The sequence below is a fragment of the Kitasatospora sp. NPDC056184 genome (genome assembly GCF_042268405.1).
Classification (GTDB): domain Bacteria; phylum Actinomycetota; class Actinomycetes; order Streptomycetales; family Streptomycetaceae; genus Kitasatospora.
In genome coordinates this window covers 28,674-44,191 of the sequence record NZ_JBHJUI010000022.1, presented here as the reverse complement: position 1 = coordinate 44,191, position 15,518 = coordinate 28,674, and the positions used below count along the sequence as shown (strand labels likewise).

Below are 15,518 nucleotides of genomic sequence, written 5' to 3'. Positions count from 1 at the left end.
TCCCTGTCCCGTGCACCCGGGGCGTCGGCGTTGACCAGGAGCGTGCCGAAGGCCGGTTTCGGCCGATGCGGCCGGGTGTTTCACCTCCGTGACGAGGACGACCGCGGGGTTACGCCCGCGTGAACACGGCACCGACCGTGCCGTCGGCGGTCGGCACGGTCGGTGGGTGAGGGGTGTCGCGGTGGGGCTCAGACCACCGAGACATACTCGGGGATGTCCTGGACCACCCGCTCCTTGAGCCGGCTGACCGCGTCCACGCCCTTGAACCGGGACGCGGCGGCCTCGGTGGTCTTGCGGACCCGCGAGTTGAGCCGCTCGGAGCGGACCTTGGTGGCGATGTCCACCGCCTGCTCGGCGAAGACCGCCGCCTCCTCCGGCTCGTTCTGCAGCAGGTGCACGCTGGCCATGCCGACCAGGTTGAAGGCGTACGAGCGGACGTGGTCGCCGTCCTGCCGGAAGAGGTCGACCGCGCGCTCCATCACCGGCGCCGACATCGAGGCGTACAGCTCGGAGTTGTCCGAGTGGTAGGCGAGGTCGCGGAAGGAGTGCGCGTTCTCCGCGTTCAGCTCGGCCGGTGAGAAGAACTTCAGCCAGTCCGGGTCGCCGTCGCCCTCGCGGATGTCGGTGAAGGTGTCCTCGGCCAGCCGGATCGCCCGGGCGCACCGGTTCACCTCGCCGATCGTGGCGTACGCGCGCGCCTCCATCGCGTACAGCAGGGACTGCTGGCGCGGGGTGGCGGTGTCGCGGCTGCCGTACTGGGCGAGGTGGATCAGCTCCAGCGCGTCCTCGCCGCGGTTGAGGTGGATCATCTGCCGGCTCATGTCGGTGAGGATCAGCGCGCCGAACGGCCGGTCCCCGGCCTCCTTGGCGGCGTGCAGCGCCAGCACGTAGTACTTCTGGGCGCTGGGGTGCATGCCGACGTCGTAGGACATCCAGCCGGCCAGGTGGGCCAGCTCGGCGGTGAGCCGGAACAGCCGCCGGGTGGTCTGCTCGGGGTAGGTCTCCTGGAGCAGGTCGGTGACCTCGTGGAGCTGGCCGACCACGGCCTTGCGGCGCAGCCCGCCGCCGTTCTGCGCGTCCCACTGCCGGAACATGACGGTGGTCTGCTCCAGCAGTTCCAGCTCGGGCTCGGAGAGCCGGCCGGTGAACGGCTCTCCGCCGTTGGCCGCGGTCAGGATCGGGGTGGGGGCGCCGGACGGGCCGGGCGCCAGCCAGCGCTGCATCGGCTCGATCAGCGCGGCACCGGCGGTCAGGGCGAGCGAGGTGCCCAGGAAGCCGCGCCGGTTGAGCATGAGGTCGCTGCGCGAGTAGTCGCTGATCAGCTGGACGGTCTGCGGCGCGCTCCACGGCAGGTCGACGCCGCCGCCGACGGTGGAGACCGGTACGGCGGCGCGCAGGCCGAGGTCCTCGATGGAGACCACCGAGCCGAACCGCTCGGAGAAGAGCTCGGACATGATCTTCGGGATCGGCTCGCGCGGCTGCTCGCCGTCGAGCCAGCGCCGCACCCGCGAGGTGTCCGTGGAGACGTGGTGCGCCCCGATCTGCCGGGCCCGGCGGTTGACCTGGCGGGCCAACTCGCCCTTGGACCAGCCGCTGCGGGCGAACCACGTGGTCAGCTTCTCGTTGGGTTGCTTCTCTGCCATGGGTCCGTCCCCATCCCGCCCGGGCCCCCGGGGCCCCGATCGTGACCGCCCGACGGTTGCGGGCTCTTACCAGACGTGTCGTGCCGGACCGCGGCGCCGCCGCCGCGGACGGACCGTCAGTTCCCCAACTACCGGACGCCGGTGGCCCGGAGCGGACGCCCTGACGAGGCCCGTGTGCTGAACGTAACGCCCCGCACACCGCCCCGGGGAGCGGCCCTGGCGAAACGCCACCTTTCGCCACCCCCAGGAGTGAACCGAACCGCGTCGGCAGACGGTTCACTAGGAAGTCCCGGCGGCCCGGCATATGCGGGCTGCCAAGTCCCCGACGGCACCCGGCTCTTCAGGCGAACCGCCGCCGCCACGGGCGGATTTGGCACCCGCACCGACCGACGGTCCTCCCGCCCACCGACGATCCGGCATCACCACCGCCGGCCACAAGGCGGCGCACGAGGCACACCAGGGCAACTGGCGCACACCGCGCGCTGCGCGCCGCCACCGCACCACGCACCACGCACAGAAAAAGCAACACAAAGTCACCGTCCCGTAACCATCGGCAACGAGAACCTGTTGGGGGAGGCATGGACAACCTGTTCGGCGTACTTCGACTGGGGCACCTGCGGCTGGCGCCGCGGGGCGCGCGTCACCGCACCCGCGCGACCGCGAGCCAGGCGGCCGCGGAGTACACCGGCCGGTGGGGCTGGGCCGTCGTCGTCGGCGAGCCGGCCCGCACGGCTTCCACCCCGCACCGCTGCCACTGCGGTGCGCCGCGCTGTGCCGCCCCCGGCCTGCACCCCGCCCCCGGTGCCGGACCGGCCGCCCGCCCCGGCACCGACGTCTCGGTGCTGTTCCCCACCGGCCGCGCGTTCGACGTCCTCGACGTCCCCGAGCAGGCCGGCCTGCAGGCCCTGGTCCGGCTGGAGCGGATGGGCACCCAGGTCGGACCGGTGCTCGCCGCGCCCACCGGACGGCTGCAGTTCCTGGTCGCGCCCGGCACCGCCCGCCGGCTGCCGGACCTCCTCTACCGGATGGGCTGGGACGACGCCGCGCTCGACCTCACCTGCCACGGCGAGGGCAGCTTCGTCGCCGCGCCGCCCACCGTGCTCGCCGGCCTCGGCCCGGTGCGCTGGCTGCGCCGCCCCACCCGGGACAACGCCGGCTGCCCGCCCGAGGCCCGGCTGCTGCTCGGCACCCTCGCCTACGCCTGCCACCGCGGGCGCGAGCGCACCCGCGAGCCCGCCTGGATCGCGTGACCGGCCGACCGGAACGCCGCGGGGAGCGCCGAAGGGAACACCGGAGCGGACCCCGGAGGAAACGCCGAAGGGCCCGCCCCTCGCGGGGGCGGACCCTTCACCGGTGGCACCGGGCGGTGCTCAGTCCCCGATCAGCGCGTCCACGAACGCGCCCGGCTCGAACGGCGCCAGGTCGTCGGCACCCTCGCCGAGCCCGATCAGCTTGACCGGCACGCCCAGCTCGCGCTGAACGGCCACCACGATGCCGCCCTTGGCGGTGCCGTCCAGCTTGGTCAGCACGATGCCGGTGATGTCGACCACCTCGGCGAAGACCCGGGCCTGGATCAGCCCGTTCTGGCCGGTGGTGGCGTCCAGCACCAGCAGCACCTCGTCGACCGGGCCGTGCTTCTCGACGACCCGCTTGACCTTGCCCAGCTCGTCCATCAGGCCGGTCTTGGTGTGCAGGCGCCCGGCGGTGTCCACCAGCACGGTGTCCGCACCCTCGGCGATGCCCTCCTTGACCGCGTCGAAGGCGATCGACGCCGGGTCGCCGCCCTCGGGCCCGCGCACGGTGCGCGCGCCGACCCGCTCGCCCCAGGTCTGCAGCTGGTCGGCGGCGGCGGCGCGGAAGGTGTCGGCCGCGCCGAGCACCACCTTGCGGCCGTCGGCGACCAGCACCCGGGCCAGCTTGCCGGTGGTGGTGGTCTTGCCGACGCCGTTGACGCCGACGACCAGGACGACCGCGGGGCCCTCCTCGTGCTTGGTGGAGTGCACGGTGCGGTCGGCGTCCGTGCCGATCAGCTCGACGAGCTCCTCGCGCAGCAGGCCGCGCAGCTCCTCCGGGGTGCGGGTGCCGAGCACCTTGACCCGGGTGCGCAGCCGCTCGACCAGCTCCTGGGTGGGGGCCACGCCGACGTCGGCGGTCAGCAGGGTCTCCTCGATCTCCTCCCAGGTGTCCTCGTCGAGGTGCTCGCGGGAGAGCAGCGAGAGCAGGCCCTTCCCGAGCGAGTTCTGCGATCGGGAGAGCCGCGAGCGCAGCCGGACCAGACGGCCGGCGGTGGGCTCGGGGACCTCAAGGACGGGGGCTTCCTCGACCGTCCCGAGGGCGGCCTCGACCTCGGCCTCGGCCTCGATCTCGGCCTCGGGGAGCTGGACCTCCTCGACGGTGCGGCGCGGTTCCTCGGTCGGTGGCGCGGCCTCTTCGCCGACGGCGGGCTCGCGCGGGGTCGGGGGCGCCGTGATGACCGGCGCCTGCGACTTCGGGGGCAGCTGCTGGCGTCGTCTGCCGGAAACGACGAGTCCGGCGATCGCGCCGACGGCGACCACCGCGATGACTACGGCAAGAATCACGTATTCCATAACGCCCTAAGTATCCGCGACACCGGTCCTCGCGGACCGCAGGCGGCCGAGTGGATCACCGGCGGACCGGCCGGGACCGGAAGTGGATCACCGCCCGGTCAGGGACGGCGCTCCTTCCGGTCCTCCCGCAGCCGCTGGCTGATCACCTGCGAGATGCCGTCGCCCTTCATGGTCACCCCGTACAGGGCGTCGGCGGACTCCATGGTCAGCTTCTGGTGGGTGATCACGATCAGCTGGGAGCTCTCCCGCAGCTCCTCCATGATCGCGACCAGCCGGCGCAGGTTGGTCTCGTCCAGCGCCGCCTCGACCTCGTCCATGACGTAGAACGGGCTGGGCCGGGCCTTGAAGATCGAGACCAGCAGCGCCACCGCGGTCAGCGAGCGCTCTCCGCCGGAGAGCAGCGACAGCCGCTTGACCTTCTTGCCCGGCGGACGGGCCTCCACCTCGACGCCGGTGGTCAGCATCGACTCCGGGTCGGTGAGCACCAGCCGGCCCTCGCCGCCCGGGAACAGCCGGGAGAACACGCCCTCGAACTGCGCGGCGGTGTCGTGGTAGGCGGCGGTGAACAGCTGTTCGACCCGCTGGTCGACGTCCTTGACGATGTCGAGCAGATCGCGCCGGCTGCGCTTGAGGTCGTCCAGCTGCTCGCCGAGGAAGGTGTGGCGCTCCTCCAGCGCGGCGAACTCCTCCAGCGCCAGCGGATTGACCCTGCCCAGCTGCTGGTACGCCCGCTCGGCCGTGCGCAGCCGCTTCTCCTGCTCGGCCCGGACGTAGGGGCGCGGCTCGCCCGGCTCCTGGCCCTCCTCCGGCGCGGACGGCGGGACGGGCCGGTCCGGCCCGTACGAGGCCAGCAGTTCGGAGCCCTCGATGCCGAACTCCTCCAGCGCCCGGCCCTCCAGCTGTTCGATTCGCAGCCGCTTCTCCGCCCGCAGCACCTCGTCGCGGTGGCCGGCGTCGACCAGCTTGTCCAGCTCGTCCTTGAGTTCGCGCCCGTGCTCGCGGTGCTCCTTCAGCTCCGCCTCGCGCGCCGCCCGGGCCTGCTCGACGGCGGCCCGTTCGGCGTCCGCGCGGGCCAGCGACACCTCCAGGCAGGCGAGCAGCTGCCGGGCGCCGGAGGCGACGGCGCCCGCGACGGCGGCGTCGTGCTCGGCGCGCCGGCGGCGCTCGGCGGCCCGGGCGCGCGCCTCGCGCTCGGCGCGGGCGGCCCGGTCCAGTTGCTCGGCCCGGCCGGCCAGCGCGCGGACCCGCTCCTCGTGGGTGCGCACCGCGAGCCGGGCCTCCAGTTCGGTCTGCCGGGCGGCGGTGGCGGCCGCGGCCAGCCGCTGCTGTTCGGCGGCGTCCGGCTCGTCCTCGCCGTCGGCGGCCGTCTCCTCGGCGACGGCCAGCCGTTCGGCCAGTTCCTCGGCGGTGGCGAGCAGCTGGGCCAGGCCGTCCTCGGCGCGGCCGGCGGCGGCGGTCAGCCGTTCGGCCTCGCCGGCCGCGGCCCGGGACTGTCCGCCGAGCCGGCCCACGGTGCCCGCCACCTCGGCCCGCTCGCGTTCCAGCTTCCGCCGCCGGACGGCGAGTTGCTCCAGTTCGGCGGCCGACTCCCGGCGCCGTTCGGTGAGTTCGGCCAGCCGTCCGGCCGACTCGGCGCAGCGGACGTCGAGTTCGGCGATCGCCCGGGCGGCCTCGTCCACCGCGACCTGGGTCTCCAGCAGGCTGGGGGCGGCACCGGAACCGCCGTGGGCGAAGCCGGCGCCGAGCCGGTCGCCCTCGGCGGTGACGGCGCTCAGCGCGGGGTGCGCGGCGACCAGCCCGAGGGCCTGGTCGAGGGTGTCCACCACCGCGACGCCGGCCAGCAGCCGGGCGACGGCGGCCCGCAGGTCGGCCGGTCCGTCGACCAGCTCGGCGGCCCAGCGGGCGCCGGACGGCAGCTCCCCCGGCGGGCCGGCCGGTTCGGGGGCGCCGGCGATCAGCAGGGCGGCCCGGCCGGCGTCCTCCTTGCGCAGCAGCCGCAGCGCCTCGGCGGCGGTGCGGGGCGAGTCGACGGCCACCGCGTCGGCGGCGGTGCCGAGCGCGGCGGCCACGGCGGTCTCGTGGCCGGGGGCGATCCGCAGCAGCGCGGCGGCCGGTCCGAGCAGCCCGGCCAGCCGCTCCCCGGCGGCGAGCAGCGCGCCGCTGCCGTCCTTGCGGCGCAGGCCGAGCGCCAGCGCCTCGTGCCGGGCGGTCAGCGCGGCCCGCTCGCGCTCGGCGGTGCCGGCGGCCTCGCGCGCGGCGGTGAGCTCCTGTTCGACGGCGGCGAGCCGTTCCCGGGCGCCGTCGTGCGCGCTGTCGGTCCGCTCGCCGTCCTCGGTGTCGGCGTCGACCCGGGCCCGCAGCTCCTCGTACTCCTGCCGGGCGGCCCCGGCGCGCTGCAGTGCCTCGTCGCGGGCCTCGGCGAGCCGGCCGATCTCGGCCTCGGCGGCGGCGGCCTTGGAGCGGGCGGCGGCGGCCTGGCCCTGGAGCCGGGCCAGTCCCTCCCGGCGGTCGGCGATGGCCCGGGCGGCGTCCTTGAGCCGGCGCTCCTCGGCGGCGAGGGCGCGTTCCAGCTCGGCCTTGGCCTCGACCGTCCCGTCGAGCGCCTCCCGGGCCTGCTCCAGGGCCTCGGCCAGCGCGGCCTCCTCCTCCCGGACGCGCTCGGCCTCGCGCTCCAGCTCCTCCGGGTCCCGGCCGCGGCGCTCCTCGGCCTGCCCGCCGGCGGCGGCGTGCCGGGCCCTCGCCTCGGCCAGCCCGATGGTGCCGCGGCTGCGCTCGGCCAGCCCGGAGAGCCGATACCAGGTCTGCCGGGCGGCCTCCAGGCCGGGGCCGAGCTGCTGGACCTGCGCCTCCAGCACCGCCTCGCGACCGATCGCCCGGCCGAGTTCCTGCTCGACGGTGGAGCGGCGCAGCCGCAGGGCCAGTTCGTCGGCGATCTCCGCCTCGACGGCGGTGCGCAGCGCGAGCAGGTCGTCGGCGAGCAGCCGCAGCCGGGCGTCGCGCAGGTCGGCCTGGATCCCGGCGGCGCGCCGGGCGATCCGGGCCTGCCGGCCGAGCGGGCCGAGCTGGCGGCGCAGCTCGGCCACCAGGTCCTGGACGCGGTTGAGGTTGACCTGCATCGCGTCCAGCTTGCGCAGCGCCTTCTCCTTGCGCTTGCGGTGCTTGAGGACGCCGGCCGCCTCCTCGATGAAGGCGCGCCGGCCCATCGGGTCGGCGTGCAGGACGGAGTCGAGCTGTCCCTGGCCGACGATGACGTGCATCTCGCGGCCGATCCCGGAGTCGGAGAGCAGCTCCTGGATGTCGAGCAGGCGGCAGGTGTCGCCGTTGAGCGCGTACTCGCTGCCGCCGTTGCGGAACATCGTCCGGGTGATGGTCACCTCGGAGTACTCGATCGGCAGGGCGCCGTCGGTGTTGTCGATGGTGAGGCTGACCTCGGCGCGGCCGAGCGGGGCCCGCCCGCTGGTCCCGGCGAAGATGACGTCCTCCATCTTGCCGCCGCGCAGCGACTTGGCGCCCTGTTCGCCCATCACCCAGGAGAGCGCGTCGACGACGTTGGACTTGCCGGAGCCGTTGGGTCCGACCACGCAGGTGATGCCGGGCTCGAACCTGAGGGTGGTGGCGGAGGCGAAGGACTTGAACCCGCGCAGCGTCAGACTCTTCAGGTGCACGCGCCGGTCTCCTCACCTCGCTCGCCAGGGGCTCCAGCGGCGACTGTATCCCCCGGCGGCCGGTGCCCGGACACGACGAAGGGACGCCACACGGGGCGTCCCTTGCAAGCTGCGTCCCTTTCGGGGCGGCTCAGTGCACAGCGGCGTCGATCGAGGGGATCGGGCGGGACTCAGGTGAGAGCCGGCTCCCGCTGGTCCAGATCGATGCTGTTGAGCAACGAGTGCTCGCCGGCGACAGCGCTGAGAGCGTCGTTCTCAGCCTGCATCCGAAGGAGCTCGGCTTCGAGATCCTGGACGCGCTGCTGCAGCCGTCGCATCTCGGAAAGCATTCGCGGGTCGGGGCCGCCGACGTACCCGAGAAGCGCCTTTGCCATGATGAATGGTCCTCCACGCTGAGTGACCGAACCGGAACGGTACAGGTCTAGGGGGAAGGGGGACGCACGCGCGGCGCGCACCGGCAGTGCTGGCTGGGCACTACGGCACAACCACCGTGAGCTGGGCTCGCGGGGGCGTGCGCCTACCGGAATGACGCGGTCGTGTGCGCGGGCTTCCAGCGTCTCACCAAAGACGGTACGGGTCAACACGATCACCGCACGCTACCGCGCCCCTGTCACCTGCCTGGCGGTGTCGTCACGCCGGGCGGCTGCGAAGGGGGGTCCACCACCTGCTCGTGGATCATCGTTCGATGCGGAGTCAACCACGAGTCTGCCCGGATGGCAACCGTACGACACCGCCGGTTGCCGATCGTTTTCCGGCGGCCCGCTCCGGGCCCGGGCCCGCGGGGCGGTCAGCGGATCGCGAAGCTCTCGTAGCCGGGCCCGACGGCGGTCCAGATCTCGGTCACCCCGCTCACCCGGCCCGGTGTGTCCGGGCCCCTGAGCAGGGCGAGCAGTTGCTCGCAGTCCGGGGCGAGGCCCTCGGCCACCACCTGCACCCGGCCGTCGCCGAGGTTGCTCGCGTAGCCGGTCAGGCCGATCTCCAGCGCCCGCGCCCTGGTCCACCAGCGGAAGCCCACCTGCTGGACCTTGCCGCGCACCCAGGCGGTGACCCGGACCGGCTCGTCACTGTGGGCGTCGCGACCGTGCATGCCCCCGACCCTATCCGTCCCGGTGGCGGCGCGCGTCACGGGCCGGACGGGCCCTCGGCCGTCCAGCCGGGGCTGCGGATCTCGGCCCGCAGTTCCGCCCCGCGCCCGGGTTCGCCGCAGGTCCGGCAGACCCACCGCGGGTCGTAGGGGTGCGGCGGGTGCCCCTCGGGCGTGTGCTCGAAGACCACCGGCGCCTCGGGCAGCACCCAGCGGTCGCCCCAGGCGAGCAGCGCCTGGGTGAGCGGCGCGAGGTCGCGGCCGGCCTCGGTCAGGTGGTACTCGTACCGCGGCGGCCGCTCGCTGTAGGGCCGCCGCTCGACCACGCCCGCCTCCTCCAGCGCCCGCAGCCGCGCGGTGAGCCGGTCGCGGGGCGCCCCGGTGTTGCGGGCGATCCGGTCGAAGCGGTGGTTGCCGTAGAACAGCTCCCGCACCGCGAGCAGCGCCCACTTCTCCCCCACCACGTGCAGCGCGGCGGCGATCGAGCACGGCCGGCCGGGCAGGGAGGGTGCGGCAGGGAGGTCTGAGGTCACGTCCGACAGCCTGCCACACCGGGTTGGGTTCTCAAACCGGTCCGCTCAGGGAGGCCAGCCCGGCCAGCGCCTTGAGCCGCTGGGGCGCCACCCGTACGGCGACGGTCGAGCCGTCCGCGAACCGCAGCTCCACCCGGCGGGCGCGCGAGCGGCGGCGGACGTCCGGGGTCCTGTGCAGGCGGAACGGGCCGAGCTCGGCCAGGTGCTCGGTCGCCAGCGCCCCGCGGCGCTTCAGCAGCAGCACCCGGCGGTCGGTGACGGCCAGCAGCACGTAGCCGAAGGTCGGCGAGGCGCGGGCGAGCTCGGCCTCCCGGGCGGCGGCGGCGAACCGGCCCGCGGTGCTCTCCCAGCCGCCCCGCAGCGGGGGCGCGACCAGGCGCCCGCCGACCAGCAGCGCGCCCAGCCCGACCAGGGTCAGCAGGCCCTCGGGGTCCAGGACGTCGAGCCCGTGCTCGACCGCGAACTCCACGCCGGTGTCCGTGTCGCGCCCGCGCCGCCGGTACCGCTTCGGCGGCCGGCGGGCCAGCACGCTCAGCCGGACCTCCGCCAGTCCGAGCAGTTCCTCGCCCGCCCGCAGCCACGGCCCGGCCGGGCCACTGTCCGGTGCCACTCCCCCACCCCCTCCGGCAACGCCCCCGCTACCGACACACCGCGGCCCCCGCCGGTCGCCCGGCGGGGGCCGTGGGCCGATCATCGCATCAGCCGAAGGTGCGGGCCAGGGTCAGAAGCCGCCACCGAAGTCGCCGCCACCGCCGAAGTCCCCACCGCCGCCGAAGTCACCGCCGTCGAAGCCGCCACCGAAGTCGGAGGAGTTGAAGTCGGCGCCGGAGACGTCGCCGCCGTCGTATCCGGCGCCCGCGTCGACGGGGCCGGCCGCGTACGCCGGGGTGGCCATCATCGAGCCGAGCATGGTGCCGACCAACAACCCAGGCAGCAGGCCGCCGCCGCCGAAGTAGCCGCCCGCCCAGGGACCGTAGGCCGGGCCCGCGTTCCAGTACGGCTGCGGGCCGTGCGCGGTCGGAACGGTCCGGATGTCCGGGTCCTGGCCGGCCGCCAGCCGGTCCGCGTCGGCCCGGCAGACCGGGACGGCGCGGACGGCGCCGCCCGCCGGGGTCCACTCGGCGTCCAGCACGGACGGGCCGTGCCGCGGGTCGAAGAAGCACGGCGGCCGGCGCTCCGGCAGCGGGCGCGCGTCCCGCCGGGCCGCCAGGGTGGCCAGCGCGAACCGGCCGTCCTCCAGCGCCTCGGTGACCGGCTTCACGTCCTCCGGCCCCTCGGCCCCGTCCATCAGCCGCTTGGCCTTCTCGTACGAGTCCAGCGCGTGCGTGTAGTCGCCGCGCTGCACGTCGTCGGCGTCCGGCGCGGACGGGACGAAGTCGAGCCGGTCCAGTTCCTCGCCGTAGGCGGTGATGTCCTCGTCGACCACCTGGCGCAGCTGCGCCAGCTCGGCCCGGCGCTGCTCCTCCTTGCGCCGCTTGGCCCGGCGGAACAGCAGGAAGACACCGGTGCCGGCGAGCGCCAGCAGGGCCAGCGGGACGACCACCGCGGCGGTGGAGACGCCGCCCTTGTCGCTGTTCACCCCGTGCCCCTTGACCTGCGGGGCGGCGGTGTCGACGAAGTCGTTCAGCGTGCCGCCGATGTCGCCGGGGTGGGAGCGGAAGGAGGCGCCGGCGATCCGCTCGGCGCTCGCGCTGGACAGCGCCGCCTTGTCGGAGCGGGCCTGGAACTGGTCGCCGCGCCAGATCGCGTAGGTGCCGGTGACGCCGACCTTGGTGCGCAGGTCCTCGAAGACGGTCCTGGCCCCGTACGGGTCCGCGGCCGGGACGACCGCCACGAAGATCGGCTTGTCCGCCTTGCGGATCTTCTCGGTCAGGGCGTCGGCCTGGCTCTGGTCGAACCGGCCCGCCATCGCCGGGTCGACGTACACCCGGCCCTGCTTGAGCGCGGCGGCCGCGTCGTCGAGACCGCCGGCCGCCGAGGCCGTCGGCGCCAGCAGGAGCAGCAGCCCGAGCAGCACCGACACCAGCGCCAGCGGCCCGGCGCCCCGGGAACGTCGTCGTGCAGGGGTTCTCATGTCTCGACGCTACCCCGAGCGGCCCCCTCGCCGGGCATGCCGACCGGGTGCCGTCCGGCCGGGCACCCCCACCGTCCGCCGGGGTGGCTCCCCCTTCTGCGGGATGATCTTCCGCCCGGCCGCCCCCGAGGCGCCCCCGGACGGGAACCCGGCCGGCGGCCCGCGCGTACCTCCCGGCAGACATCGGACCGGACCGGCCGCCGGGACCGGGCGTCCCGCCGGTCCTCCCCGACCGGGCATAGTGGTGGCGGTACCGCCGCCCCGTGAGCACCTCCCGCCCCACCCCTCCTGATCGGAGCTCCGCGTTGTTGATCGGCCTCGTCACCGCTGTGGCGGCCTCCGCCTGCTACGGCACCGGTTCGGTCCTGCAGGCCGTCGGCTCCCGGCGCTCCGCCCGCGAGGAGGCCGCCAGGGGCCGTGCCTCCGGCACCACCGCACACGGCGGGCCCAGCCTCGCCTCCACCGCCAAGGCCGCCGTGACCTGGGAGTTCATCCTCGGCACGGTGCTGGACTTCATCGGCTTCGGGCTCGGCGCGCTGGCCGCCCGGATGCTGCCGCTGTTCCTCTCCCAGACGATCATCAGCGCCAACCTGGTGATCACCGCGGTGCTCTCGATCAAGCTGCTCGGCATCCGGCTCAAGCAGCTGGAGTGGGCCTCGATCGGCGTGCTCTGCTCGGCGCTGGTGCTGCTCGCGGTCTCCGCCGGACCGGAGGGCGGCCACCACGCCGCGATGGCCTTCCACTGGTGGCTGCTGGCGATCACCACCGTGCTCCTGGTCGGCGGCGGCCTGCTGGTGCGGCGGATGGGCGCCAACGGCGCGATCGTCGCCGGTCTGCTCTCCGGCCTCGGCTTCGGCGCGCTCGGCGTCGGCGTCCGCATCCTCAACGGCATCGAGCCGTTCGACCTCGCCCGGCTGCTCGCCGACCCGGCCCTGTACGCGATCCTGGTCGGCGGCATCGGCGGCATGTACGTGCACACCGTGGCCCTGCAGATCGGCTCGGTCAACGGCGCCACCGCCGCCCTGGTGGTCGGCGAGACGGTGCTGCCGGGCGCGGCCGGCGTCCTCTGGCTCGGCGACTCCTCCAAGGCCGGGCTGGGCTGGCTCGGCGTGGTCGGCTTCCTGATCGCCGTGGTCGCGGCGGTCGGCGTCGCCTACTTCGGCCAGGACACCCACGGCGGGCTGCCGGAGGCCGCGCCGGCCGAACCGGAACTCGCCAAGAGCTGACGGTTCCCGGGGGGGTCAGCCTCCGCTGCTCACGCGCGGGACGCGCTGGCAGCGGGGGCAGAAGTAGCTGGACCGGTTCATCCAGGCGGCCCGCCGCAGCGCGGTGCCGCAGCGCCGGCAGGGCTCGTGCTCCCGGCCGTAGGCGTCCAGGTCGCGGGAGAAGTAGCCGCTCTCGCCGTTCACGTTGACGTACAGGCTGTCGAAGCTGGTGCCGCCGACGGCCAGCGCCGCCGTCATCACGTCCCGGGCGGCGGCCAGCAGCAGCAGCGCCTGCGGACGGGTCAGCGTCGCGGTCGGCCGGTCGTAGTGCAGCCGCGAGCGCCACAGCGCCTCGTCGGCGTAGATGTTGCCGACCCCGCTGATCAGCGTCTGGTCCAGCAGCGCCCGCTTGACCGTGGTGCGCCGGGCGCGCAGCGCCGTCGCGAAGGCGGCGTCGTCGAACCGGGGGTCGAGCGGGTCGCGGGCGATGTGCGCGATGGAGACCGGGGTGCCCTCCGGATCGCCGTCCTCGGCCTCCTCGACCGCCAGCCCGCCGAAGGTCCGCTGGTCGACGAAGCGCAGCTCGCGCCCGCCGTCGGTGAACCGCAGCCGCACCCGCAGGTGGGTCTCGTCCGGCACCGCCGGGTCCTGGACGAGCAGTTGGCCGCTCATCCCGAGGTGGCCGATCAGCGAGAAGCCCTCGCCCGGCCCCGTCAGCGGCACCCAGAGGTACTTGCCGCGGCGCTGCGCCGCGCCGAGGGTGGTGCCGGTGAGCCGGGCCGCGAAGTCCGCCGCGCCGGCCGGCTGGCGGCGCACCGCGCGCGGGTGCAGCACCTCGACGCCGGCGACGGTCCGCCCGGCGACCCAGTTCGCCAGACCGCGGCGGACGACCTCGACCTCGGGAAGTTCGGGCACGGGAACACGCCTCCAGCGGAACGGACTCGGCTCTGCAGGAGGAAGGCTACTGCGTGGTCAGGCGCCGCTCGGCAGGCGGTCGGCGTACTTCTCCTTGATCGCCCGCCAGGCGCTCTCCGCGGCCTTCTGCTCGGCTTCCTTCTTCGAGCGGCCGACGCCGCTGCCGAAGTCCTCGCCGGCCACCCGGGCCGCGGCGGTGAAGGTCTTCTCGTGGTCCGGGCCGGACTCCTCGACCACGTACTCCGGCACTCCGATGCCCACCGAGGCGGTGAGCTCCTGGAGGCTGGTCTTCCAGTCCAGGCCGGCGCCCAGCTGAGAGGATTCCTCGATCAGCGGGTCGAACAGCCGGTGGACGAACTCGGTGGCGGCGTCCAGACCGCGGTCGAGGTAGACGGCCCCGATGACCGCCTCGACCGTGTCGGCGAGGATCGACGACTTGTCGCGGCCGCCGGTGCCCTCCTCGCCCTTGCCGAGCCGGATGAACGTGCCCAGCTCCAGGCCGCGGCCGACGTCGGCGAGCGCGCGCGAGTTGACCACCGCGGCGCGCAGCTTGGCGAGCGTGCCCTCCGGGACGTCCGGGTGGACGCGGTAGAGGGTGTCGGTCACCACCAGGCCCAGCACCGAGTCGCCGAGGAACTCCAGGCGCTCGTTGGTGGGCAGACCACCGTTCTCGTACGCGTACGAGCGGTGGGTCAGGGCACGTACCAGAAGGGCGCGCTCGAGCGTGTACCCGAGGCGCCCTTCCAGGACGTCGTATTCGGTCGAAGCCGGCCCGCCGGCCTTGCCACCGCCCGAAGGAGTCTTCGGAGCCGCGGTCGCCTTGCGGGAGGAGTTACCGTCCGACATCGATCCGTACACCCTGCCGATCAGACCGAGAGGACCTGGCGGCGGTTGTACGTGCCGCAGCTCGGGCACGCGATGTGCGAGAGCTTCGGCTCGTGGCAGCGGTCGCACGCCACGAGGGCCGGGGCAACGGCCTTCCAGTTGGACCGGCGGTGGCGCGTGTTGCTGCGCGACATCTTCCGCTTCGGAACAGCCACGGCTACTTCTCCTGGTTCTCGGCGAGACCCTCACGGGTACCGCTGTTCTCGATTCCGTCACCCTCGTCGCCGTGGGCGGCGGAGAGTCCCTGCAGAGCCGCCCACCGGGGGTCGGCGGCATCGTGGTGGTGCGCCGGGTCGTCACTCAGGCGCGCTCCGCACTCGGAGCACAGGCCCAGGCAGTCTTCCTGGCACACCGGCTGCAGCGGCAGTGCGAGCACCACCGCGTCACGCAGCACCGGCTGGAGGTCGAAGTAGTCGCCCTCCAGGCGGTAAGTCTCTTCCTCGGAGTCCTCGTCGAGGTCCTCGGTCCCGGCGGTCCGGGCGCGATGGCGCTCGTCGGACTCCGGGTAGTAGTACAGCTCCTGGAAGTCCACGTCGAGGTCGAACTCGACGGGCTCCAGGCACCGGACGCACTCGCCCTCGACCCGGGTCTCGGCGGTGCCGGTGACCAGCACGCCCTCGACCACGGACTCCAGGCGGAGCTCCAGCGCGAGCTCGCTCTTCTCCGGAACGCCGATCACGTCGATGATCCCCAGGCCCTCGGGGGCCTCCAGGGTCCGGGACACCTTGCGCAGCGCACCCGGACGACGGCCCAGCTCGTGCGTGTCGAACACGAGGGGGTCGCGGTGGTCGAGGCGGTTCAAGGTGTCCTGACTTCCTGAGGGGTACCGGTGCGCGGCGCTGCTCGTCGGGGGATGCGCGGGCAGACCGACGGCCCGACACGGAGAGGCCGGAGTGGTCAGACTACCCGAGTCTCCCGCCAGGCCC

Annotated in this window: 14 protein-coding genes; 2 read left to right on the top strand and 12 right to left on the bottom strand. The window is 74.4% G+C overall.

Annotation, left to right across the window (positions count from 1 at the left end; all coding sequences use genetic code 11):
• Positions 1-188: 188 nt before the first annotated feature.
• Positions 189-1,643, bottom strand: coding sequence for a hypothetical protein (locus ACFC0B_RS31935; RefSeq protein WP_376093742.1), 1,455 nt, complete (start codon positions 1,641-1,643; stop codon positions 189-191).
• 578 nt (positions 1,644-2,221) lie between these two features.
• On the opposite strand from ACFC0B_RS31935, the gene ACFC0B_RS31930 reads away from it, so the two are divergent.
• Positions 2,222-2,893, top strand: coding sequence for a bifunctional DNA primase/polymerase (locus ACFC0B_RS31930; protein ID WP_376093739.1), 672 nt, complete (start codon positions 2,222-2,224; stop codon positions 2,891-2,893).
• Positions 2,894-3,013: 120 nt separating this feature from the next.
• On the opposite strand, the gene ftsY is transcribed toward ACFC0B_RS31930, so the two are convergent.
• The 7 genes from ftsY to ACFC0B_RS31895 form a co-directional block, all read right to left on the bottom strand.
• On the bottom strand, positions 3,014-4,231 hold the full coding sequence (gene ftsY, locus ACFC0B_RS31925; RefSeq protein ID WP_376093736.1) for a signal recognition particle-docking protein FtsY: 1,218 nt from the start codon (positions 4,229-4,231) through the stop codon (positions 3,014-3,016).
• Between the two features lie 98 nt (positions 4,232-4,329).
• Positions 4,330-7,896, bottom strand: coding sequence for a chromosome segregation protein SMC (gene smc / locus ACFC0B_RS31920; RefSeq protein WP_376093733.1), 3,567 nt, complete (start codon positions 7,894-7,896; stop codon positions 4,330-4,332).
• A gap of 170 nt (positions 7,897-8,066) precedes the next feature.
• Positions 8,067-8,270, bottom strand: a complete 204-nt coding sequence (locus ACFC0B_RS31915; RefSeq protein WP_376093730.1) for a hypothetical protein — start codon at positions 8,268-8,270, stop codon at positions 8,067-8,069.
• A 413-nt stretch (positions 8,271-8,683) separates the two neighbouring features.
• On the bottom strand, positions 8,684-8,983 hold the full coding sequence (locus tag ACFC0B_RS31910) for an acylphosphatase (protein WP_376093727.1): 300 nt from the start codon (positions 8,981-8,983) through the stop codon (positions 8,684-8,686).
• Between the two features lie 35 nt (positions 8,984-9,018).
• Positions 9,019-9,513: a winged helix-turn-helix transcriptional regulator gene (locus ACFC0B_RS31905; RefSeq protein ID WP_376093724.1), complete on the bottom strand. Its 495-nt coding sequence runs from the start codon at positions 9,511-9,513 to the stop codon at positions 9,019-9,021.
• Positions 9,514-9,544: 31 nt separating this feature from the next.
• Positions 9,545-10,123 (bottom strand): hypothetical protein, encoded by a 579-nt coding sequence (locus tag ACFC0B_RS31900; protein ID WP_376093721.1) that lies wholly within the window; start codon positions 10,121-10,123, stop codon positions 9,545-9,547.
• A 111-nt stretch (positions 10,124-10,234) separates the two neighbouring features.
• Positions 10,235-11,587 (bottom strand): hypothetical protein, encoded by a 1,353-nt coding sequence (locus ACFC0B_RS31895; RefSeq protein WP_376093718.1) that lies wholly within the window; start codon positions 11,585-11,587, stop codon positions 10,235-10,237.
• A 305-nt stretch (positions 11,588-11,892) separates the two neighbouring features.
• Here ACFC0B_RS31895 and ACFC0B_RS31890 point away from each other — a divergent pair, with 305 nt between their 5' ends.
• Positions 11,893-12,813: a hypothetical protein gene (locus ACFC0B_RS31890; RefSeq protein WP_376093958.1), complete on the top strand. Its 921-nt coding sequence runs from the start codon at positions 11,893-11,895 to the stop codon at positions 12,811-12,813.
• 15 nt (positions 12,814-12,828) lie between these two features.
• Here the strand turns inward: ACFC0B_RS31890 and mutM are convergent, their stop codons facing one another.
• Genes mutM through ACFC0B_RS31870 form a run of 4 tightly spaced genes read right to left on the bottom strand, consistent with a single transcriptional unit; the run spans position 12,829 to position 15,394 of the window.
• Complete coding sequence (gene mutM, locus ACFC0B_RS31885; RefSeq protein ID WP_376093715.1) at positions 12,829-13,707, bottom strand: bifunctional DNA-formamidopyrimidine glycosylase/DNA-(apurinic or apyrimidinic site) lyase; 879 nt, start codon at positions 13,705-13,707, stop codon at positions 12,829-12,831.
• 57 nt (positions 13,708-13,764) lie between these two features.
• On the bottom strand, positions 13,765-14,553 hold the full coding sequence (rnc, locus tag ACFC0B_RS31880; RefSeq protein ID WP_376093712.1) for a ribonuclease III: 789 nt from the start codon (positions 14,551-14,553) through the stop codon (positions 13,765-13,767).
• Between the two features lie 20 nt (positions 14,554-14,573).
• Complete coding sequence (gene rpmF, locus ACFC0B_RS31875; RefSeq protein ID WP_097236113.1) at positions 14,574-14,747, bottom strand: 50S ribosomal protein L32; 174 nt, start codon at positions 14,745-14,747, stop codon at positions 14,574-14,576.
• A gap of 2 nt (positions 14,748-14,749) precedes the next feature.
• Entirely contained in the window at positions 14,750-15,394 is a 645-nt protein-coding gene (locus tag ACFC0B_RS31870) for a DUF177 domain-containing protein (RefSeq protein ID WP_376093709.1), read from the bottom strand.
• Positions 15,395-15,518: the final 124 nt, after the last annotated feature.

Coding starts and splice junctions, on each gene's coding strand:
- ACFC0B_RS31935 (WP_376093742.1), bottom strand. CDS start 1,643: ATGGCAGAGAAGCAACCCAACGAGAAGCTGACCACGTGGTTCGCCCGC.
- ACFC0B_RS31930 (WP_376093739.1), top strand. CDS start 2,222: ATGGACAACCTGTTCGGCGTACTTCGACTGGGGCACCTGCGGCTGGCG.
- ftsY (WP_376093736.1), bottom strand. CDS start 4,231: ATGGAATACGTGATTCTTGCCGTAGTCATCGCGGTGGTCGCCGTCGGC.
- ACFC0B_RS31915 (WP_376093730.1), bottom strand. CDS start 8,270: ATGGCAAAGGCGCTTCTCGGGTACGTCGGCGGCCCCGACCCGCGAATG.
- ACFC0B_RS31910 (WP_376093727.1), bottom strand. CDS start 8,983: ATGCACGGTCGCGACGCCCACAGTGACGAGCCGGTCCGGGTCACCGCC.
- ACFC0B_RS31895 (WP_376093718.1), bottom strand. CDS start 11,587: ATGAGAACCCCTGCACGACGACGTTCCCGGGGCGCCGGGCCGCTGGCG.
- rnc (WP_376093712.1), bottom strand. CDS start 14,553: ATGTCGGACGGTAACTCCTCCCGCAAGGCGACCGCGGCTCCGAAGACT.